Source organism: Kaistella sp. SH40-3 (assembly GCF_030686865.1).
Classification (GTDB): domain Bacteria; phylum Bacteroidota; class Bacteroidia; order Flavobacteriales; family Weeksellaceae; genus Kaistella.
Genome location: NZ_JAQYUS010000002.1, coordinates 132,859 through 154,654, shown reverse-complemented (window position 1 = coordinate 154,654; position 21,796 = coordinate 132,859). Strand labels below are relative to the sequence as shown.

General features: G+C 34.2%; 14 protein-coding genes and 5 tRNA genes. 8 read left to right on the top strand and 11 right to left on the bottom strand.

Translation table 11 applies throughout. From position 1 onward, the window contains the following. Nucleotides 1-129: 129 nt before the first annotated feature. From PUH65_RS04480 to PUH65_RS04460, 5 genes are all read right to left on the bottom strand, one after another. Nucleotides 130-203 (bottom strand) — tRNA-Arg (locus PUH65_RS04480). A gap of 80 nt (nucleotides 204-283) precedes the next feature. Continuing rightward, a tRNA-Pro gene (locus PUH65_RS04475) sits at nucleotides 284-358 on the bottom strand. A gap of 144 nt (nucleotides 359-502) precedes the next feature. Continuing rightward, nucleotides 503-576: transfer RNA gene (locus PUH65_RS04470), tRNA-Arg, on the bottom strand. 82 nt (nucleotides 577-658) lie between these two features. After that, nucleotides 659-733: transfer RNA gene (locus PUH65_RS04465), tRNA-Pro, on the bottom strand. 23 nt (nucleotides 734-756) lie between these two features. Next, nucleotides 757-843, bottom strand: a tRNA-Ser gene (locus PUH65_RS04460). A gap of 132 nt (nucleotides 844-975) precedes the next feature. Between PUH65_RS04460 and PUH65_RS04455 the strand changes: the two genes are divergently transcribed. The 4 genes from PUH65_RS04455 to PUH65_RS04440 all read left to right on the top strand — a co-directional run bounded on the left by PUH65_RS04455 (nucleotide 976) and on the right by PUH65_RS04440 (nucleotide 8,021). Continuing rightward, complete coding sequence (locus PUH65_RS04455; protein ID WP_305518575.1) at nucleotides 976-1,992, top strand: N-acetylmuramoyl-L-alanine amidase; 1,017 nt, start codon at nucleotides 976-978, stop codon at nucleotides 1,990-1,992. Nucleotides 1,993-2,106: 114 nt separating this feature from the next. Further along, a complete protein-coding gene (gene aspA / locus PUH65_RS04450; protein WP_305518574.1) occupies nucleotides 2,107-3,510 on the top strand; it encodes an aspartate ammonia-lyase in 1,404 nt (467 codons plus the stop codon). Nucleotides 3,511-3,564: 54 nt separating this feature from the next. Then, the gene (locus tag PUH65_RS04445; protein WP_305518573.1) at nucleotides 3,565-6,480 is read left to right on the top strand and encodes a pitrilysin family protein; all 2,916 of its coding nucleotides are present in this window, start codon (nucleotides 3,565-3,567) and stop codon (nucleotides 6,478-6,480) included. A gap of 170 nt (nucleotides 6,481-6,650) precedes the next feature. Then, nucleotides 6,651-8,021, top strand: coding sequence for a hypothetical protein (locus tag PUH65_RS04440; protein ID WP_305518572.1), 1,371 nt, complete (start codon nucleotides 6,651-6,653; stop codon nucleotides 8,019-8,021). A gap of 289 nt (nucleotides 8,022-8,310) precedes the next feature. Here the strand turns inward: PUH65_RS04440 and PUH65_RS04435 are convergent, their stop codons facing one another. The 4 genes from PUH65_RS04435 to PUH65_RS04420 all read right to left on the bottom strand — a co-directional run bounded on the left by PUH65_RS04435 (nucleotide 8,311) and on the right by PUH65_RS04420 (nucleotide 13,809). Further along, on the bottom strand, nucleotides 8,311-9,387 hold the full coding sequence (locus PUH65_RS04435; protein ID WP_305518571.1) for a GNAT family N-acetyltransferase: 1,077 nt from the start codon (nucleotides 9,385-9,387) through the stop codon (nucleotides 8,311-8,313). After that, complete coding sequence (locus tag PUH65_RS04430) at nucleotides 9,384-10,382, bottom strand: polysaccharide deacetylase family protein (protein ID WP_305518570.1); 999 nt, start codon at nucleotides 10,380-10,382, stop codon at nucleotides 9,384-9,386. Before PUH65_RS04430 ends, PUH65_RS04435 begins: the two co-directional genes overlap by 4 nt. Nucleotides 10,383-10,456: 74 nt before the next feature. Further along, nucleotides 10,457-12,598 carry a S46 family peptidase gene (locus PUH65_RS04425; RefSeq protein WP_305518569.1) on the bottom strand — a complete coding sequence of 714 codons (2,142 nt, stop codon included), beginning with the start codon at nucleotides 12,596-12,598 and terminating at the stop codon, nucleotides 10,457-10,459. Nucleotides 12,599-12,672: 74 nt separating this feature from the next. Then, nucleotides 12,673-13,809 (bottom strand): alpha/beta hydrolase, encoded by a 1,137-nt coding sequence (locus PUH65_RS04420; protein ID WP_305518568.1) that lies wholly within the window; start codon nucleotides 13,807-13,809, stop codon nucleotides 12,673-12,675. Nucleotides 13,810-14,056: 247 nt separating this feature from the next. On the opposite strand from PUH65_RS04420, the gene glgB reads away from it, so the two are divergent. The 4 genes from glgB to PUH65_RS04400 all read left to right on the top strand — a co-directional run bounded on the left by glgB (nucleotide 14,057) and on the right by PUH65_RS04400 (nucleotide 19,907). Continuing rightward, nucleotides 14,057-16,135 (top strand): 1,4-alpha-glucan branching protein GlgB, encoded by a 2,079-nt coding sequence (glgB, locus tag PUH65_RS04415; RefSeq protein ID WP_305518567.1) that lies wholly within the window; start codon nucleotides 14,057-14,059, stop codon nucleotides 16,133-16,135. Nucleotides 16,136-16,182: 47 nt separating this feature from the next. After that, nucleotides 16,183-17,589: a glycogen synthase gene (locus PUH65_RS04410; protein WP_305518566.1), complete on the top strand. Its 1,407-nt coding sequence runs from the start codon at nucleotides 16,183-16,185 to the stop codon at nucleotides 17,587-17,589. A 177-nt stretch (nucleotides 17,590-17,766) separates the two neighbouring features. Then, entirely contained in the window at nucleotides 17,767-18,759 is a 993-nt protein-coding gene (locus PUH65_RS04405; RefSeq protein ID WP_305518565.1) for a DMT family transporter, read from the top strand. Nucleotides 18,760-18,944: 185 nt separating this feature from the next. Continuing rightward, nucleotides 18,945-19,907, top strand: coding sequence for a L,D-transpeptidase (locus PUH65_RS04400; protein WP_305518563.1), 963 nt, complete (start codon nucleotides 18,945-18,947; stop codon nucleotides 19,905-19,907). Here PUH65_RS04400 and PUH65_RS04395 read toward each other — a convergent pair. Both PUH65_RS04395 and PUH65_RS04390 read right to left on the bottom strand, forming a co-directional pair. Then, on the bottom strand, nucleotides 19,892-20,431 hold the full coding sequence (locus PUH65_RS04395) for a hypothetical protein (RefSeq protein WP_305518561.1): 540 nt from the start codon (nucleotides 20,429-20,431) through the stop codon (nucleotides 19,892-19,894). The genes PUH65_RS04400 and PUH65_RS04395 overlap by 16 nt on opposite strands. Next, complete coding sequence (locus PUH65_RS04390) at nucleotides 20,428-21,756, bottom strand: PDZ domain-containing protein (RefSeq protein ID WP_305518559.1); 1,329 nt, start codon at nucleotides 21,754-21,756, stop codon at nucleotides 20,428-20,430. Before PUH65_RS04390 ends, PUH65_RS04395 begins: the two co-directional genes overlap by 4 nt. Between the last annotated feature and the right edge of the window lie 40 nt (nucleotides 21,757-21,796).

Below are 21,796 nucleotides of genomic sequence, written 5' to 3'. Positions count from 1 at the left end.
TTTGGCAATCACAGATCTTTAATATACTATTTTTGAAGGACTTAGTAAAATGCATCTTTAAGTGAAATAAGAGTGTTTTAAAATTTTAAACACAAAAAAAGACCGAGAAAATATTCTCAGTCTTTTCAGTGAGCGCGACAGGATTCGAACCTGTGACCGTCTGCTTAGAAGGCAGATGCTCTATCCAGCTGAGCTACGCACCCAATTTTGGGATTTTCAAACTCATCGTTGGAAAGATGAAGTTCTTTTAAAAAAAAAACTCTAGAAAGAGTTTTTTATAAAGTCGGGGCGGCAGGATTCGAACCTGCGACCTCCTGGTCCCAAACCAGGCGCGATGACCGGACTACGCTACGCCCCGAGTGCATTTTTAATATGGCGGAGAAAAAACTATTTACTCCTGTTGAAATTACTATGCGTCTGTTTATCAAACCTATCTTTCCAACTGAGTCAACTTCTCTACAATTAAACAAAAAAAGACTGAGAAAATTCTCGGTCTTTTCAGTGAGCGCGACAGGATTCGAACCTGTGACCGTCTGCTTAGAAGGCAGATGCTCTATCCAGCTGAGCTACGCACCCAATTTTTTGGGATTTTAAAACTCATCGTTGGGAAGATGAAGTTTTTTAAAAAAGAAAACTCTCGAAAGAGTTTTCTATAAAGTCGGGGCGGCAGGATTCGAACCTGCGACCTCCTGGTCCCAAACCAGGCGCGATGACCGGACTACGCTACGCCCCGAATAATTTTTTTTGCGAAAGTTGCGGAGAGTAAGGGATTCGAACCCTTGGTACCGTTTCCAGTACGCATGTTTAGCAAACATGTCCTTTCGGCCACTCAGGCAACTCTCCAGTGCAATATTTATAAGAGCTTCTGTTCTGTAATTGCGAGTGCAAATATAAAAGAGTTTTTGTTATAAACCAAAAATATTTCCTAAAATTTATTCGTATTTTTGAATCTAATTTTTAAATATTTTAAGTCGCATGCGTAAATCGTTATCTATCATATTCTTAAGTTTGCTAATTGTTTCTTGCGGAACACAAAAAAAAACACAAACAGTTGTTGCGAAACCAACATTACCTAAAGTTTCACCTGTAAAACCTGAAATTCCTGTTCACAAACCCAAGATAGAACATAACGGTGAACTGGATTTTTTCAAGGAAAATATCGGCGATATCACCAAAAACGATAATACGATAAGTTATGGTTCTATTGTTTCGGCAAATCCGAGTGGTTGTAAAGTGGTAAAAACATTTTTTCCGGCAGTTGCTCAAAATTTTAGACAGAAGTATATTATTTTACATTATACTGCTTTAGATGATGATAAGTCGTTGAATGTTCTTACTCAGCAATCAGTGAGCGCCCATTATTTAGTGAATGATTTAGGAGATAATGAAATCTACCAGTTGGTTGACGAAAATAAAAGAGCCTACCACGCTGGAATTAGTGCCTGGAGAAAAGACAAAATGCTCAACGATACTTCTATCGGAATTGAAATTGTAAATGCAGGTTATAAAACCGATGAAAGTGGAATTAAAATTTTCCCGGAATACCCAGATGCACAAGTGAAAAAAATTGCTGTTTTGGTCAAAGATATTGCAACCAGATATATGGTTCCGCCAACAAATATTTTGGGACACTCCGATATTGCACCTACAAGAAAGCAGGATCCAGGACCCAACTTTCCATGGAAAAAATTATATGATGAATACCAAATCGGGATGTGGTATGATGAAACCACGAAACAAACCTTTTATGATACTGCTGTTCTAGAGGATTATGCGATGCAAATGACTGTTCCATCTTTCGTATTTAAAATTCAGACTGCCTTGCGTGATTTCGGGTATGATATTAATCCAAACGGAACTTATGATGATGCTACTAAGAAAACAGTTGAGACTTTTCAGTATCATTTCCGCCCGCAAAATTATTCGGGAATGATAGATGCTGAAACTTGGGCAATTTTGCAAGCTTTAAACCTGAAGTATCCGAATAAATAAATATCTTTACGATTCTTAAAGTGAGCGAAAATAATCGCTCACTTTTTAGATATAGATTTTTAAATCAATTGAATAATTTAGTATATAAACTTAACTTCTCAACAATTTATTTTTATGGAAAATTTCAGAAATGAAAGCGATTTATTAGGGACATTACAAGTTCCTGCTGGTGCCTATTATGGAGTTCAAACCCAGAGAGCCATTGATAACTTTAAAATTTCGGGCCAAACACTTTCTTCTTATCCACATTTTATTAGAGGGTTGGGAGTGGTCAAAAAAGCGGCTGCAAAAACCAATTACGAATTGGGATTATTGGATGAAAATCTCTACAAATTGATCGCAGAAACTTGTGATGAACTTATTGCCGGAAAGTTGCATGAAGAATTTCCGATCGACATGATTCAAGGTGGAGCAGGAACTTCGGTGAATATGAATGCCAATGAAGTAATTGCTAATAGAGTTTTAGAAAAATTAGGAAAAGAAAAAGGTGATTATCAATTTTGTTCTCCAAATGATCATATCAACCTTTCACAATCGACGAATGACGCCTATCCAACATCATTAAAAATGGCTTTGCTTGCAATGAATGCTGAATTGGTTGAAAAATTAAAGAAAATTGTTGAAGCATTTCGTGCAAAAGGAAAAGAACTTGCGCCTGTTATCAAAATGGGAAGAACTCAATTGCAAGATGCAGTTCCAATGAGTATGGGACAAGAATTTGAAGCATACGCGGCAACTTTAGAAGAAGATATATCTAAATTAAATGCCAATTCCAATCTTTTTCTGGAAGTTAATATGGGTGCAACAGCCATCGGTACAGGTTTAAATGCGCCAGTTGGGTATGCGAATCTTTGTGCCAGAAACCTTTCTCAACTAACAGGGTATGCAGTGATCTCGGCTCCGAATTTAGTTGAAGCAACTCCTGATACTGGATCTTATGTGATTTATTCTTCGGCTTTAAAAAGATTGGCTGTGAAACTTTCTAAAATTTGTAATGATTTGCGTTTGCTTTCTTCCGGACCAAGAGCGGGATTTTTTGAAATCAACCTTCCGGCAATGCAACCAGGTTCTTCTATTATGCCGGGTAAAGTAAATCCAGTAATTCCAGAAGTGGTGAATCAAGTATGTTTTAAAGTTATAGGGAATGATTTAACGGTAACTTTCGCCGCAGAAGCAGGTCAGTTACAATTGAATGTCATGGAGCCCGTTCTTTCCCATTCAATCATGGAAAGTATGCTTTTTTTAGGAAACGCAATGGATACTTTAAGAGAAAAATGTATTGTTGGAATTACTGCCAACAAAGATGCATGCTTAAATATGGTTAGAAATAGCATTGGAATTGTAACGGCTTTAAATCCGTATATCGGTTATAAAAACTCCACAGAAATTGCTAAAGAAGCTTTGGAAACGGGTAGAAGTGTTTACGATCTAGTTTTGGAACGTGGTATTTTATCGGAAGAAAGATTAAATGAGATTCTTGATCCGGAAAATATGTTGAAACCGCAACAACCGATGTAACTTTCAGCAGAAATGGATGACTTATAACTAATAATCCATAATTTAAAATAATTAATGAAGAAGATCTTAACAACAATTGCAATGATCGGAGTACTTAGCATGAGTAACGCACAAAAATTTGAAACCACAAAATTAACAGACAACGGCGGTTATCAATACGAAACCGTAACCAATGATAAAACTGGGGTTAGGATTTATACTCTGAAAAATGGATTAAAAGTTTTCCTCGCGAAAAACGATGATGCTCCCAAAATCCAAACTTATATTCCTGTAAGAACGGGAAGTAATAATGATCCTGCCGATAATACAGGTTTAGCGCATTACCTGGAACATATGATGTTTAAAGGAACATCGAAATTGGCAACTGCAAACTGGGCAAAAGAAAAACCACTTTTGGATCAGATCTCTAATTTGTACGAACAGCACAAAGCAGAACAGGATCCAGAAAAAAAGAAAGCAATCTATAAAAAAATAGATGAGGTTTCCCAAGAAGCAAGTAAATACGCAATTGCCAACGAATATGACAAAGCGATTTCTTCACTTGGAGCTTCTGGAACGAATGCGCATACTTGGTTAGATGAAACCGTTTATAAAAATAATATTCCTAATAACGAACTGGAAAAATGGTTGAAAGTTGAGAAAGAGAGATTTTCCGAATTAACTTTAAGATTGTTTCATACCGAGTTAGAAGCAGTTTATGAAGAATTTAACCGTGCTCAGGATAATGACGGGCGCTTGGTGAATTACGAATTAATGGATGCGCTTTTTCCAACCCATCCAAATGGACAACAAACAACAATCGGAAAATCAGAGCATTTGAAAAACCCATCAATGGTGGCAATTCACAAATATTTTGATGAATATTACGTGCCGAATAACTACGCAATGGTTTTAGTTGGAGATTTGGATTACGACAAAACGATTAAACTGGTTGATCAATATTTCGGAAGTTTTGAATACAAAGAATTACCGAAAAAAGAAACCATTATTGAAAAACCAATGACCAAAATTGTAGAAAGAACGGTAAAAAGTCCTTCTACACCAAGGTTACAAATGTCTTGGAGATCTGATTCTTATGGAACTCAGAATGCGAGACTTGCAGATATCGTAGGAAATATCCTGACCAACTCTGGAGATTCTGGTTTGATTGATTTAAACATCAACCAACAACAGAAAGCTTTGCGAGCAATGGCTTACGAATCAGCGTTTAAAAATTATGGAAGTTTTTCATTAATTATCGTTCCGAAAAATGATCAAACTTTTGACGAAGCAAAAAAATTAATGTTGGATCAAATAGAATTAGTGAAAAAAGGAGAATTTCCAGATTGGTTGATTCCTGCAATCATTAATGATATGAAAATTCAGCGCATGAAAACCTATGAAACTGCTGATGGATTGGCAACGTCATTATACGGAAGTTACATTAACGACAGAACTTGGGAGCAAGAACTTAACGAAATTAATGAATATGAGAAAATTACAAAAGATGACGTTGTAAAATTTGCAAACGAATTTTTTAAAGACAATTACGTAATCATTAAAAAAGAAAAAGGCGTAAATGATAAATTGGTTCGTGTAGAAAATCCAGGAATTACCCCAATTAAATTAAACAGAGAAGAACAATCTCCTTTTTTGAAAAGTATTTTAGCAGAGAAATCTTCTGAAATTAAACCTGAATTTATTGATTATGCGAAAGTCATTAAAACTGATAAAATCAGTGGTAAAAAAGTAAGTTTCGTTCATAACAAATACAACGATATTGCCGAGGCGCATTTTATTTTCCCTTTCGGAAGTGATAATGATAAAGAATTAGGTTTGGCAACTCAAGTATTACAATATTTAGGAACCAACAAATTATCTGCAGAAGACTTGAGAAAGGAATTCTTCAAATTGGGTATTTCTAATGATTTCAGAACCTCACAAGATCAGTTAAGAATTTCTCTCAGTGGTTTAGAAGAGAATATGCCAAAAGCAATCGAGTTATTAAAAGACTGGATGAAGAATGCAAAACCTGATCAGAAAGTGTATGAAGAAAACGTAAAAACAATTTTAGAAGGTCGTGAAGTTGCTAAAAAAGACAAAGGTAGAATTATGGCTGCTTTGTCTAACTATGCTAAATATGGTAAAGATTCTCGTTTTTCAGATGTGCTTTCTAAAGAGCAGCTAGAAGCGATTAACTCTGTAGATATGACCAAAAAAATTCAGAATCTGTTAAAAATGCCTTATGAGATTTTCTTCTACGGTCAAGATTTTAACAACTTTAAAAGATATGCGAAACCATTTGTAGAAAAGGAATCGATTAAAGTTCCGGCGAAAAAAGAATATGCTGAACCAGCAACAAGCGGAAACGTATATTTTACGAATTACGATATGGTGCAAACCGAAATGAGTAAAGTAGCAAAAGGTCCGAATGTGAATTTAAGCAACCTTGGGAAAATCAGTGTTTTCAATGAATATTTCGGTAGAGGATTATCTTCAATCGTGTTCCAGGAAATTCGTGAAAGTAAGAGTTTAGCTTATTCAGCATATGTTTCTTATGCTTCCAGTGGAGAATTAAATCATCCTGACTATGTGACTACTTATATTGGAACGCAGGCAAATAAACTTCCACAAGCAGTTACTGCAATGGATGAGTTGATGGCTAATCTTCCTCAAATTCCAGCACAGTTTAACAATGCTAAAAATGCAGCGTTAAAACAAATTGCTTCTGGTAGAATCAATAGAACCAACATTTACTTCAATCAATTAAACCTGAAAAAGTTAGGAGTTGATTACGATTTAAGAAAAGATATTTATAGGGAGGTTGAAAAACTATCTTTGGCAGATCTAACGAATTTCTATGATTCACAAATGAAGCCATTGAAATACAACACCGCGATTATCGGTAAAAAAGAAAACTTAAATATGGATGCGCTTAATAAAATGGGCAAATTCCACGAAGTGACTTTAGAAGAAATCTTCGGATATTAATTCTTAAGTAAACTCATAGAAATGTAAAAGTGAAACTTCGGTTTCACTTTTTTTTGTTTATACTAAAATTTAAAAAAAATTGTTTTAAATGAGTGAGGCATTCTTTTAAATATATCGTTGCTTTTTGTTGTATTCAATTTTCTTATTGCTTTCAGGCTCAAGAATCTATATTGTTTAGCAACGATAAGTTTAGTGGAATAAGTTCAGTGGTTATTTCGCCGACTCAGCCGTTTCTGAATCCTAATCCTTGGGATGTGAATATTCTCGCTGAAGAGGTGTTTTTGCAAAATGATTATGGCTATATTTCTCAACAAAGTTTTTTAGGACTTCGAAATGCTGAAATAGAATCAGCCAGTATTAAACAGAACAGAACTGGGGAAAACACACCCAACATTTTTGATTTCTACAATAAAGAAGTCGGTAATTACCACTTAAGTTCCGATGTTTTGGGACCTTCATTTCAAATTAAATTTAAAATAAAAGAGAAGAATTTCTCCGCTGGAGTTTTCTCTAGATTACGAACTCAAAGTTCAGCAATTAAAATTGACAATTATTTAAGATTCGGAAACCAGAATATATTAGAACCAGAATTATATCATTTAAATCCGTTGAAAATAAATTTAATGAATTGGGGTGAAATCGGTTTAAATTTAACCACAGAAATATTTCCGAATTCAGATTACCAGTGGATTATTGGCGGAAATTTAAAATATGAAATCGGCTTAGATGCTTTGAAACTAGAAAGTAAACTTCCTTTTCAATTGTCGAGATCATCTACGGATGTGAATGGCATAAGTCAAAAATCGATTGTGGCTTCTGATTATGATGTGGAAACTAGTTTTGCTACGAACTATAATTTCGAGACCGAAAAGTATGAATACAAGCAGCGAGGTAAAGGATTGGGGTTGGATTTTGGGTTAACATTTTTGGATCGTGATGAAGATGCAGAAGATTATAATTTCAAAGCTAGTTTTAATATCATAGACTTTGGTTCTGTTCATTTTGAAGGAGAAAATCATCGTTTGCAAGGTTCACCTTTGGAACTTGAAAATAACCAAAACCTTAAAAATACAAAGTTTAAAAGTCCAGGGCAGTATTTGAAACTTTTGAGTAAAGAAGTTTACGGTGATGAAAATACTTCCTTCCAAGGAACTGATTTCATCATAGGATTACCAACAAGTCTTCATTTTAATGTAAGTAAAAATATTGGCGAACATCAATTTTTAAATGCCGACTGGATTCAGCGAATTCCTGTTTTCGAAAATTCTCTAAAACGCTCGAATATCTTGAATGTCTCTTACACCGTACAAAAACCAAGTGTTGGTTATGGAGCTTCGGTTTCGATGTATGAATACAGACAAATTCAGTTTGGTGGATATTTGAGAATTGGACCTTTGATTTTAGGTAGTGAAAATGTATTTCCTTTAATCTTTAAACAGAAGAAATTACATTCCGGTGATTTTTATATAGCAATTAAATTATATCCGTTTTGGGATAATGAGTTGAAGCGACACCGCAGAGCAAACTGTAATTGTAAATAAAATTATTCTATAATTTTCCTATTTCCTTATTTTTTGCAAGAAACCTCATTTAATAAATACCATCTATTTTATTAATGTTTTTAAAATGAAAAAGCATTTTATGTTTGAAAATAGGGTGATTTCGCCCTTTCTTAGTAAAGGTTTTTGTCGCATATTTGCAATGTCATCCATAACATAACACTCGTTATTTCGACATTGTAAAAAAAAACTGAACTAATAACTATGAAAACATTAATTCCGGAAATTTTCCGGAATTTTTTTTATGGGAATGGTTTCTCAAATAGTTTTTTTATGTAAAAATAGGATCACCATCTCCATCTTGAAAATTGAGATCGTAATTTTCGGGGACTAATTTCATCAAATTTTTATGGAACAGATATCTTCTTTCCGCCTCTTTTTTATAAATTTTAGGAAAACTTTTGGCGCTTAATTTTTCATTGAGTTTAGTGTGGTAAGAAATTAATGTTTTTATCTTTTTTTCTTGAATGAAATTTTCTAAAAAATAAGTGAAATCATCTAAATTACCAACAGAAAATAAATAAGGAATTTTCAAATTCAAATCTCTTGTCTGTAAAAGTGCAACTGTTTTTAAAACTTTATTTTCATCAAAAATCTTAATCCAATAATAATTAAATTCCTTAGAAATCGAAGAAAATTGATATTTATTTTCAAGTTCATTTCCTTCTAAAACCCAAGGATTCTTCATAATCCAACGGAGGTTTTCCACAGTTCTTTTTTTCGGAAAATGCTCGATAAATTTTTCGCTCTCTTCATCAATAATCTTGGAGATTTCAAAATTAACTTCTTTCTTTTTGGTTAATTTTAAACGAAATGAAATTGCAACATTCAATAAAGAATCTGTTATTTTTAATGCTGGTTTTAAGGTTCCAAATTGTGGTTTTTTATTAGGAAGCAAGGTTTCAAAATCTGTTCTGAAATAAAATCGTTTGCCAATTTTTGGGGAGATATATTCAAACTTTTTCGTCTTGGCATACAAACTTTCGGCTTCTTTGGTAAACTCGGTCAGGGCAATTTTTCCGTCGTATTTTTCAAAAATTTTGTCGAGTAATTGTTGGGCAATTCTTTTCCCACGAAAATTTTCGCTCACAAATATTGTGCTTAACCAAGCATATTTCAACGGATTCTTTTCCAGCATTAACTGATCGGGAAACGATCCTAAATATCCCGCAAGTTGATCACCTTCAAAAGCTAAAGTGAGCAAAATATCATCGTCGGCAGCGTTGGGGTTTTTAATTTGAGACAAGGCGCGATGTTTCGTAATCGGTAAAAAATCAAAAGATTGATAGGTTCCAGAAAGTACAAATTCTTCTAAATCTTTTTTATTGAGACATTTCAGCGTAATCATTTCCGGTAAATCGTATTTTTATTGAGCAATTTTTTAAGATTGAAATAGGCAATTTCTTCCTTTAAAATTTGATTCGCATCTTTTCCTTTTTCCATGGGAATTCGCTGCAAATTTTTGTCGAAACTATCCCGTTTTAATCCAGCAGAACCAAAACTACAAAATAGATCATTGGTAGAAAAAATTTTCTCAAAGAATTCCTGCTTTACACCGAAATCAGTGAACGGAAAAGCGAAACTTTCTGTGATGAAATCATTTTCATTTAAATAATCGTAAGATTGAGTCGTATTCAGAATTTGCTCTTCCAAATTTAATTCATGATAAAGTGGATGATCGAAACCGTGATTAGAAATCCCGAATCCTTTTTTAGTCACTGCTTTCAGTTGCTCTAAAGTCATATAAGGTTTATATTTGACGAGGAAATCGTTGAAGTTTTCTCTAAAATGTTTTGCTAAACCGTCTAATCTTTCCGGTTCAGAATATGTCATGCCATGGATTTTTCGAATGAATAGTTTTTTTAATTTATCATTTCCGATAATATCATCAAATACATTCAGCGGTTTTTTATCACTTTGCAAAATTCTTTCGATGAGTAAACTGGCTTTACAACGGTACATTAAATCTTTATTATCGATAAATTTAGGGTTAATAAAGTTGATGGCATAGATTCCTTTTCGTTCTAAAATAGGGACTACAACATCATGAAACTCAGACAAACCATCATCAAAAGTAAGTAAGGCAATTTTCTTTTTAGGTTTAAAATTTCCGTTTCTGAAATCTTTAAATTCATTCCAATTCAAGAATTGAAAATTTTGCGACAAAATTTCTAAATCTTTTTCAAATTCTTTTTCACTTTTATAATTGATGATATGCTTAAGATGAGGCAAATGAAAGTTAGAAACCGCATGATAAACAGGGATACAATAATCTAAAGGATAAGTTTTTTCAAAATCATCTGATTGAATTTTTGCAGAAAAATTGATGAGGTGCTTTTTCATTGCCATATTCAAATTTAGAAAAAAATCCCATGAATAACATCATGGGATTTATAAATGTTGATTTTTGTGAAAAATTACTTCACAATTTTCATTTCGTTCAGCAGCCATTTTGCGTCTGCATATTTATCAACAATGAACAGAATGTATTTGGTGTCCACCATAATATTTCTGCTAAAACGAGGGTCGAAATTAATATCACTCATTGTTCCTTCCCACTGTCTGTCGAAATTTAAACCAATTAAATTTCCTTTCGCATCTAATGCTGGACTACCAGAGTTTCCTCCTGTCGTATGGTTTGTTGCGGTAAAGTTTACAGGAACATCGCCCGTTTTATCTTTATATATTCCGTAATCTTTTGCATCATAAAGATTAACCAATTTTTTCGGAACATCGAATTCATAATCACCTGGAACATATTTTTCCATAGCGCCTTCTAAGTGCGTTTGGTACCCATAACTAACTGCATCTCTTGGATTGGAACCTTTCACCTGTCCGTAAGTTACACGAAGCGTAGAATTCGCATCGGGGAAGAATTTGCGGTTTTTATCTGTTTCCATTTGTTGCGCCATAAATTTCTTTTGAAGCACATCAATCTGTGCCTGAAGTTCAAGATATTTTGCATCTGTTGTTGTCATATAAGTTTCCTTCATTGCAGAAGTCAACTGAATAATCGGATCGTTTTTCAGATTTTTAATAAGTTCTGCTGGATTAGCAAATACTTTATCAATATCTTTTGTAGCATTTGCTCCATTAAGAGATCCTCTTCCTGTAATCACAGATTTTTTAGACCAGTTCTCTACGGTTGCTATATTTTTATTAACGTCTTTTAATTCATTGAAATTTGATGGTAAAAATTTTGCTGGAGTTTTGTCAGCATATAGAGCCAACAATTGTGCTGTAACTTTTGCATCTAATTCACCATCATAATCCTTGTAAATTCCACTTAATCTATTTTTGAAAGCAGTTAATGTTTGATCATTAATTTTTCCTGCTTCATAACTTTGCATAAAATTGAGATACTGATTTGCCAACGACAAAGTTTCTGCATTTCTCATCACTTCCGAATAGTAAGAACGGTTCAGTGAATAGGGAGACTGCTCGTTATATAAATTATTCAGTTGGTCAATCGTAGGTTTAATCGTAGGATTTTTTGCAATTAATGTTTGCTCGTATTTTTTCTTTTTACCTACAGCATCAGATTTTTTCAAACCTTCAACTTCACCAATCCATTTTTTCCAGTAATTGGCTACAGAAGCGTATTTTGATGCATATTTAATTCTGGTTTCTGCATTCGTACGCATTTTTTCGTTCAGTGTTTTCAAGGCAACTTCACGCACTTCAATCATTGCTGGATCAGTTTCTGTCATTACCTTTTCTACTGCAATTGCAGGTAAATATTCAGTCGTTCTCCCCGGGAATCCAAATACAAAAGTGAAGTCGTTTTCCTTTTTGTCTATTATAGAAATGGGTAAGAAATATTTTGGTTTGTACGGAATATTGTCTTTCGAATATTCTGCCGGTTTATTGTCTTTGTCAGCATAGATTCTGAACATGGAAAAATCTCCTGTATGTCTTGGCCAAACCCAATTATCGGTATCAGAACCAAATTTACCAATCGAACTTGGCGGTGCTCCAACCAAACGAATGTCTTTATAAGTCTCGATGATGAAAGCATAATATTTATTTCCGTAATACATTGGTTTAATGATTACTTTTTGCCAAGGTTCTAATTTGAAACCTGCTTTTACAGTTTCCAAATTTTTGTCAATCATTGCTTGACTTGCTTTATCATCTAAATTTTGTGTTCCAGCCAAAACTTGTCCGGTAACTTCTTTAATATCTGCGATGAAATCTACGGTAACACCAGGATTCGGTAATTCTCCGTTCATATCTTTCGCCCAGAAACCATCACTCAAATAATCATGTTCAACGGAAGAATGTTTTTGAATAATACCGTACCCACAGTGGTGATTCGTTAATAATAAACCTTGTGGCGAAATAATTTCGGCAGTACATCCACCATTAAATTGTACAACGGCATCTTTAATACTCGGTTTTGAGGAATCGAAAATTTGTTTTGCAGAAATTTTCATTCCTAAATCTTTCATTTCCTTTTCATTAAGTTCTGTGGGAATCCACATTCCACCGTACTGTTGGGCAAAAGCCATCACGGCAGGTAAAAGTATTGCAGCGAGCAATATATTCTTTCTATTCATTTTTCAAATTTGCCCTAAAAATAAGAAAATTTTAATTGATGAGGCAGAAACTTTGTCTTTAAAGTTCTCATGCATTAAATCTCAGAAGTTTCATTTTTTATGATCTCCGCTTTTTTCGACAGTTCTTTAGGATCATCTTCTGTATCATAGTACAACCATTCCATTGCTCGCGGAAATTCTTGAGACCAATAAAATTCCTGATGCTTTCCTTCAGGGTTGATGCTGATTTTAAATTCAAATTGCATCGAGGTTGCATTTTCCCACGCTTCCATTGTTTTTTCAAATAGATGAATTCTTTCCGTCATTTCAGATCCTTCTTGTTCGCCGCCGTAGAGATAAACTTTAATGTCATACGGATTTTTAAAGTTCATTTGCGGAAAATTATTCTCTGGATTCAGCCAAAGTGAAGGCGAGAAAATCATTAATTTAGAATAAACTTCCGGATAAAGAAAACCGCTGTAAATACTTATTAATCCACCTAAAGAACTTCCGCCAATTCCTGTAAATTCCCGTTCTGTTTTTGTTCGGTAAACGGAATCAACATAGGGCTTTAAAGTATCTGCCAAAAAGCGAACATATTTTTTTCCTTCTGCATTTTCGGTAATCGAATTATAGTCCAACACATATTCTTTAATTCGATCTTCACTGCCATTTTCGATTGCGATGATGATAACGTCGCCTCTTCCATATTCTGCCAGAATCGACATTTTTTTATCGATTTCCCAATTCCCATAAGCCGAACCTTCATTAAATAAATTCTGCGCATCCTGTAAATAAAGAACCGGATAAGATTTTGTGGTTTGATGATAATTGTAGGGCAGAAGCGCCCAGATTTTACGCGTTTTATTGAGTTGTGGAATAAAGAATTTTTCTGAAATTATTTCTACAATCGGGAAGTATTCCTGTTTGAAAGGTCCCCAATTTATCCTCCATCTTTCTACTTCATCCTCGGTTTTTAATTCCTTTTTTTTGATTTTGCGGTTCGGCGTAATATTTCCAAAACGGTCAATTTCTACGTTTTCCCAACCGCCACGCGTAAATTTATATTCGATGAGTTCCGGGAGTTTTTCATCATCTATCTCAATGAAATAAGTATTTTCAGAAATTTCTTTTAGTTCAAATTGTAAATCTCGTGGATTCCATTTGTTAAAATTTCCTGTAATAAAAACTGGTCTTTCATCATCTTCCCTGGATTTTATCGTAAATCTCATACGCTTTGGTCTTTTTTTTAAAAGTTAAAAGTAGGTAATTTATTCAAAATGTGTTTAAACCAAATAATTCGATTTTTTAATATTCTTAAGTTAATGATTATAAGTGCAAAACATTCGTCAATATTCTAACTTTTCAAAGACGATATTCCGTTTTTTACCTTTATTTTGAATATATTTGAGGGTTAAAAAATCATCAAATACTTTTTTGGTTTTTACTTAAGTTGCAAACTCTGAAAATTCTGCCATCATGGAAAATGTTCATCCTTATTCCTTATTTACAGACCAAGATATTTATCTTTTTCGAGAAGGAAATCATCACAAATTATACGAAAAATTTGGTTCTCATTCCGTTGTAGTTGATGGAATAGAAGGTGTTTATTTTTCAGTCTGGGCTCCTTTTGCAAAAGAGGTTTCTGTTATTGGTGATTTTAATAAATGGCATTCAGAAACCCATAAGTTATTACCAAGATGGGATGAATCTGGAATTTGGGAAGGATTTATTGCTGGATTAAAATGGGGCGATGTTTATAAATATGGAATTCGAACCAATAAAGGTGTTTTGCTCGAGAAAGGAGATCCGTTCGCCGTAAGTTGGGAGCAGAATCTACAAGCTGGATCTTTAGTTTCCACAACTTGGTTTGAATGGAATGATAACAATTGGATGTCGGAAAGATGGAAGAAAAATTCTTTGAAAGCACCGATGTCGGTTTACGAAATTCACCTCGGTTCTTGGATGCGCGGCACAGATGATCCTGATAAATTCTTTAATTATAGAGAAATTGCCGAGCGACTTGTTCCCTACATCAAAGAAATGGAATTTACGCATGTAGAATTCATGCCCGTTATGGAATATCCATATGATCCGAGTTGGGGATATCAGGTGACGGGATTTTTTGCAGCGACTTCGCGTTTTGGCTCGCCACAGGATTTAATGTTTTTAATTAATGAATTGCACAATAATGATATTGGTGTTCTTCTGGATTGGGTTCCATCTCATTTTCCGGGTGATGCCAATGGCTTGCACTTCTTTGATGGAACTTTTTTATACGAACATGAAGATCCAAGAAAAGGTTTTCATCCAGACTGGAAATCCTATATTTTCAATTACGGACGACCGGAAGTGAAATCGTTTTTAATAAGCAACGCCCTATTTTGGCTCGATCGTTATCATGCTGATGGACTTCGAGTGGATGCTGTAACATCGATGTTGCATTTGGATTATTCCAGAAATGAAGGCGAATGGGAACCAAATATTTATGGTGGAAATGTCAACTTAGAAGCCAAGAAGTTTCTGCAAGATTTTAACAAAGCAGTTTATAAAGAATTTCCAGATATCATTACCATTGCCGAGGAAAGTTCAGATTTTCCAATGTTGACTAAACCCGTTTATGACGGAGGAATCGGTTTCGGTATGAAATGGATGATGGGTTGGATGCACGATACTTTAAACTATTTTAAAGAAGATCCCATCGACAGAAAATACCAGCATAATAAACTGACTTTCGGCTCCATGTACGTTTATAATGAAAACTACATGATGCCACTTTCTCACGATGAAGTCGTTCACGGTAAAGCCAGTTTGATTTATAAAATGCCTGGCGACGAATGGCAGAAATTTGCAAACCTTAGAGCGCTCTATCTTTATATGTTTACGCATCCTGGTGCAAAACTACTTTTTATGGGTAATGAATTTGCGCAGACTAGAGAGTGGAATTTCACCCAAAGTCTAGATTGGCATTTGCTCGATTATTCTGTCCACAAGGGAATGCATGATTTCGTTAAAAAATTAAATTATCTATACCGAAACGAAACCGCACTTTACGAAAATAATTTCTCACCCGATGGAATGGAATGGGTTGAAGCTAACGATGCTGATAATTCTATTTATATTTATTTAAGAAAAGGTAAAAGCGAAGACGATGTTTTAATGGTTGTTTTAAATTTAACACCAAGAGTTTTCGATTATAAAATCGGTGTTGATGAAGGAACAAATTGGGAGGTAATTTTGAATTCTGATGATGAACAATTTGCCGGAAGTGGCGTTATTGCAGAAATCGTAGATGAAGAAGATGATGAATGGATGTATAAACCTAATGCAATTGTCCTAAAATTACCACCACTTTCTGGAGTTATTTTAAGACAGAAAAAAAAGGAAAAGAAAGCAGCAACGAGAAAAATAACTTCTGTTAAAAAATCAGTTTCAGAAAAAACCATACCAGCAACTGCAAAAGTTGAAACGAAAAATAAAACGGAAAAAAAATCTCTGGTAGCGAAAAGTAATCCATTGAAAACCAATGTGGTAAAAAAAAATAACTCCCACAGTTAAATAAAATACAAAATAAAAATGGCCACTTTAAAATCTGAATTTTTAATATGAAAATATTTAACCTTTCGATCGAATGTTATCCTGTTGCAAAAGTCGGTGGACTTGCTGATGTGGTGGGAGCATTGCCCAAATATTTAAATAAAATTAAAGGGGTAGAAGCGAGCGTGATTATGCCGTGGTACAATAAACCTTTCGTGCATGAACACAGTTTTGAAATAGTTTTTGATGGTTGGATTCATCAGCACAATCAAACTTTTCAGGTGATGGTGATGAAGGAAACATCAAAGGTTTTAGGATTCGATTTATATTTAGTGAAAATCCCGGGGCTTTTGGATCGCGATAATCCTTATGGATATTGGGATGAGAGTCAGCAGTTTCTGGCTTTTCAACATGGTGTTTTGCATTGGTTAACGGCGATGAAGATTCGTCCAGATGTTTTGCATTGCCACGATTATCATACGGGCTTGGTTCCTTTTATGATAGAAAACTGTCCGGAGTTTGATTTTCTGAAAGGTGTGAAAACAATTGGGACTATTCACAATGGAGAATATCAAGGACAGATGAAATGGGATATGGCGAGTTATTTCCCTTGGTTTGATGGTGGAAAATGGGGATTGCTCGATTGGGATGGGTACATCAATCCATTAGCAACCATGATTAAATGTTGCCATGCTTTCAATGCTGTTTCTGGTGGTTATATGGATGAACTTTTTGAAAGTTTCCGTGGTTTAGAAACTTTGGTCCGACAGGAGCACGCCAAAGCAAACGGTATTATCAACGGAATCGATAATGAAATTTGGGATCCTGAAATTGATCCATTCTTGGCCTTTAATTATAGTAAAGAAAATGCTGATTCCGGAAAATGGAAGAATAAAAAAGAAATGTGTGAAGAATATGGATTAAATCCAGATTTGCCACTTTTCAGTTTTATCGGAAGATTTGCTGGTGAAAAAGGCGCTGATTTTCTGCCTGAAATAGTCTCGAAAAGTATTGAAGAAACGTACGGTGGTTTAAATATTATCATTCTTGGTTCTGGCGATAAAAACATTGAAAATCATTTGACAGAACTTTCCTATAAGTATTCAAACTTCGCTTTGGATGTAGGTTACAAAGAATATTTATCTCATAAAATCTATGCTTCTTCCGATTTCTTATTAATGCCTTCACGGGTTGAACCTTGCGGACTGAATCAAATGTACGCTATGCGTTACGGAACAGTGCCAATTGTTCGATATATCGGCGGTTTACGAGATACGGTAGAGGATATTTCAACGGGCGGCAGTGGAATTAATTTTGGTGAAGCCAGTGCAAATGCAGCAGTTCATGCGATGCATCGTGCGTTACATATTTATCATAAAGAAGGTTTAATGGAACAGTTGGTTCAGTCGAATATGAGTTTTGATTTCTCCTGGGAAAATTCTGCGCAGAAATATTTGAATCTCTATAAAAAATAGTTGTGTCATCGATTTTAGTAAAAATTAAATCTTTCCATTTTTTATAAAAAGGTTTGAAGTTTAAGTAAAGATATTTTGAGTATTTGGTATTGCCGTACTTTAAAAGTTATGCTTTTTATTCTTCGCTCTGTAGGCTCACAAATTTATAAACCGTAAGTTTGCAAGCTGAAAAAAATTATGGAAAAGAAAAATATGTTAAAAGGGGTCTTGTATGTTGCACTTGGAGCAAGTATTTTCGGTATGCTGGCCACTTTTGTTAAATTGTCATATCGAGACGGATACACTACTTCTGAGGTTACCACGGCACAATTTGTTTTAGGATTAATGGGCTTATTGATTTTAAATTTAATCCAGAAAAAAACTTCTAAAAAACCACTTTCTCACCCCTCTTCAAAGGAAATCAAAATGTTGATGCTGGCAGGAACCTCTTTAGGTTGTACCAGTTTATTTTATTATTTATGCGTTCAATATATTAATGTATCAATTGCGATTGTTTTATTAATGCAATCCGTTTGGTTTAGTGTTGTTATCGAAAGTATGATAGCGAGAAAATTCCCTAATGCTAAAAAAGTAGTAGCGACTGTTATTGTTTTGGTAGGGACTTTCTTCGCAACAAACATGATTAATTTAGATGTTAAATTAGATTTGAACGGTGTTTTTTGGGGATTAATGGCGGCGGCTTCTTTCAGCGCAACGATGTTTACCTCAAATAAAATAGCAACCCATGTTCCGGTGCTTAAGAAAAGTTTAATTATGCTTTCTGGTGGAGCGGTAATCGTATTTATTTACCTCCTTTTTGCACAAATCGGACCCTTGCATTTTGATGTTTTAAAATCATTTTATTTAAATTTTACCGATAATACAGACCATATCAAACCGTTTGATTTTTCTATATTTTATACTTATGGTTTTATTCTGGCTTTATTTGGAACCATTATTCCACCAACATTATTCAATCTCGGATTTCCTAAGACAGGTTTAGGTTTAGGAAGTATTGTTTCTTCTCTCGAACTTCCAGTTTCAGTAACCATGGCCTTTATTTTATTGGGCGAACAGGTTATTTTAATTCAATGGTTAGGAATTGCTTTAATACTTTTTGCAATCGTACTCATGAATTTGCCACCCAAAAAGAAGGACTTAAAGCCTGATTATATTAAAATTGAGAAATAATAGTATCGAATATTAAAGAAAGTAATTTTACTCGTATATTTCTTATTTTGAGTCCTTTATATTAAAGGACTCAATTTGTTAAAAACTGGTTCGGGTCATAAATTTAAATAGTTCCTTTGAAATAGTCTCATTATCTTTGTTAGTGGTACTGTTATTGCAAAGTACCTGCTTATTTAAAAAAAACCATGTTGACATTTTCTCAAAAAAAACTCTTTAATCTGAGTGCTTTAGTCTTGATGATTTCCTTCGCTGTTCGATGTGAAAAAGGCCAATCTCGTGTACAGGAACTTCAGACTAAAAAAAATGATTCTTTAGCAATTGCCAAAAAAGATTCATTAATTCAGGATTCTATCAAAAAGAATACTATTGTTTATCAATCTTTTATTTTTCCGAAAAACAAGAAAGATTCGGCCATGGCTGCTTTTAATAAAGAGTTTTCTAAAGAAGATCAATATGTTATTTTGGCTTTAAACCGCTTGGATTTAAAGAATAAATGGCGCGCCGATACCTTAATGATTCCAGATAAAATAGATGCAACATTAATGAGTTATTCGCCTTTTCCAAGAAATTTAGATCGTTTAAAAGACGTGAAAAAAATCGTGTTTTTCTCATATCCAATTCAAGCCTATGCTTTATATGATCATGGAAACTTAGTGAAATGGGGACCTACGAGTATGGGATCAAAAACTGCACAAACCAAACGTGGATTAATGTTTGCCAACTGGAAAAAAGAACTGGCGATTTCTACCGTTTCCAGCGAATGGAAATTACCGTATAATTTTAATATCCATAATACTTTAGGAATCGGTTGGCATCAATATGATTTACCTGGCTATCCAGCTTCACATTCTTGTTTACGATTGTTAATGGACGATGCTAAGTTTTTATATGCTTGGGCAGATCAATGGATTTTAAATAAAGGTGGTGCGACCGTAAAAGCCAACGGAACTCCGGTAATTGTTTTTGGTGATTATAAATGGGGCGCAAAAAAACCTTGGAAAAACTTAAGTACAGACTCGAAATCAGACCATATTTCTGTGGAGGAAATGAATGCGATTATCGAACCCGATCTTTCAAAAATTTTAGAAGAACAAGCTAAACGAGATGAAGTACTCGCAACTCTGGATAAATCTCAACCTTTCACTTGATAATTTTCAAATTTACGGATAGATTCTTCTGCGAATTCGCGAAGTTGTTGCATTTGTTTTTTACCTTTCCATTTTCCGATTCTGGCGGCACTAAAGGTTAAAGCCAGGCAAACGAGCATAATAATAGAAAAGGTAAATGCCCAGGGGAAATCATTACTTTTAATTTGTTTTTCCACATACCATATCGTGATTGCGACCATCCACATAATTCCGAAAATGAAATTGAGAAACATAAAGAAAGTCCAGACAGAAGCAGTGGGACCGAATATTCCACGAATAACGGTTTTGTTTTCTTCCGGGTCAGTTTCTGTTCGGAGGGATAAACACGGTTTCCAATAATTATCATTTGGGGTTCGCACGCTGATGAGCGAAACTTCTTTATTCACATTTCCCTCAAATTCTCCGTTACGTTCTTTCAAAAATTTTTGCAAATAAACTGCGTATTCTTCCCGCGATAATTCAGTGAATATTTTAAATCTGGGTCGGGAGCGAATATTATCGATTACGGTTTCTTCAACTTTCATTTTTGGTAGGGAATAGGGTCAACTAATGTAATGATAAAATTCAGAACCTGTTCATTTCTTTCTACTTCTAACTGAATTTTTGTTCCATCTTCTTCTTTAAAATAATTATTTATTTTCTGCATCGTCATATTACCAACAGGTTTTTTATTGATGCTGATGAGTTGATCATTTTTGCGAATACCCGCAATATAACACGGTGAATCTTTTCGGCAGCCTGCCACAGTAAAGGTTGGTTTCAAAGAAAAGTTGTACTGAAATCGCTCTCGCTGTTCTTGAGTTTCCGTATTTCCAGGGAAGTTTGCACTTTTTTTGGTTTCAATCGTTACCAGATCTTTTTGCCAGGTCATACCGGTTTGCTGAACATCCAGACCACTATTGTTAAAGAGGAAAGGGTCGTTGTAGTTTTTGTTTTTCTTCAATAAAAGTTTTTGATGTGGATAATCGAAAATAACGGTAAAGCGTTTTAGGATTTCATTTCCAATAGAACCTTTTCGATTGGGAACTAATCTTAAATGTTGAATAGAGTATTCATCGGGCATTGCAGCGAGTGGTTGATCAAATGTAAAGTCGCCCAAAGACAAACCACGGATTCTACTTCTTTTACCAAAAACATCTCCATTAAAACCACGACCTAAATAATCATCAATGTTTGGACGGTTGTATTCGAAGTTTTCAATCAGTTTAGGGAAAAGCCAAACTGCATCACTATTTCCAAGATCAACCAGCAATTTTGAATTGGCTTTTTTGTCTGCCATTTCCACATCGACCATCATGTAAGGTTTATTTCCTTCAATCGTTATGGGAAATTCTGTAAACCTTTTTTGTCGATTATTAAAGATTTTCTCCTCATTATAAATGGTAATTTTTTTGGAAGTAAAATTGATTTCAATGCGATGATTTTTAAAGAAATGATAGCCAATAATTCCGTTGATAGGAATGCCAACATGTGAAGAGAAATTAATCCTTTCATCTAGAATAATAAAAACAGTATGTTGATAATCTTTGTAGTCTTTTCCAATGTTGATGATATTGTTTTCAGATTTTAAACCTTCAATATCCAGACTTTCACCCAGACCAGAAAACTTAATTTTTTCAACTTCATTAAAGTTGACTTCTTTATCTTCTAAACTGAAAAGAATCGTTTCACTCACACCAGAATCCAGTAAAAAAGTTAAATCAACACCATTAATATTTACGGGAATAAAAACTAAATTATTAATCAGTTTAAAAGGAATGACAGTTTTTTTAGGATTCGAAATTTCAAATCCATTTTGTCCGAAGGAGAAGGTGTAAAATAAAAGAAACAGGATTGTTAGAAATTTCATCTAATGAAGATACAAATTTCAACTCAAAATCATATTTTTT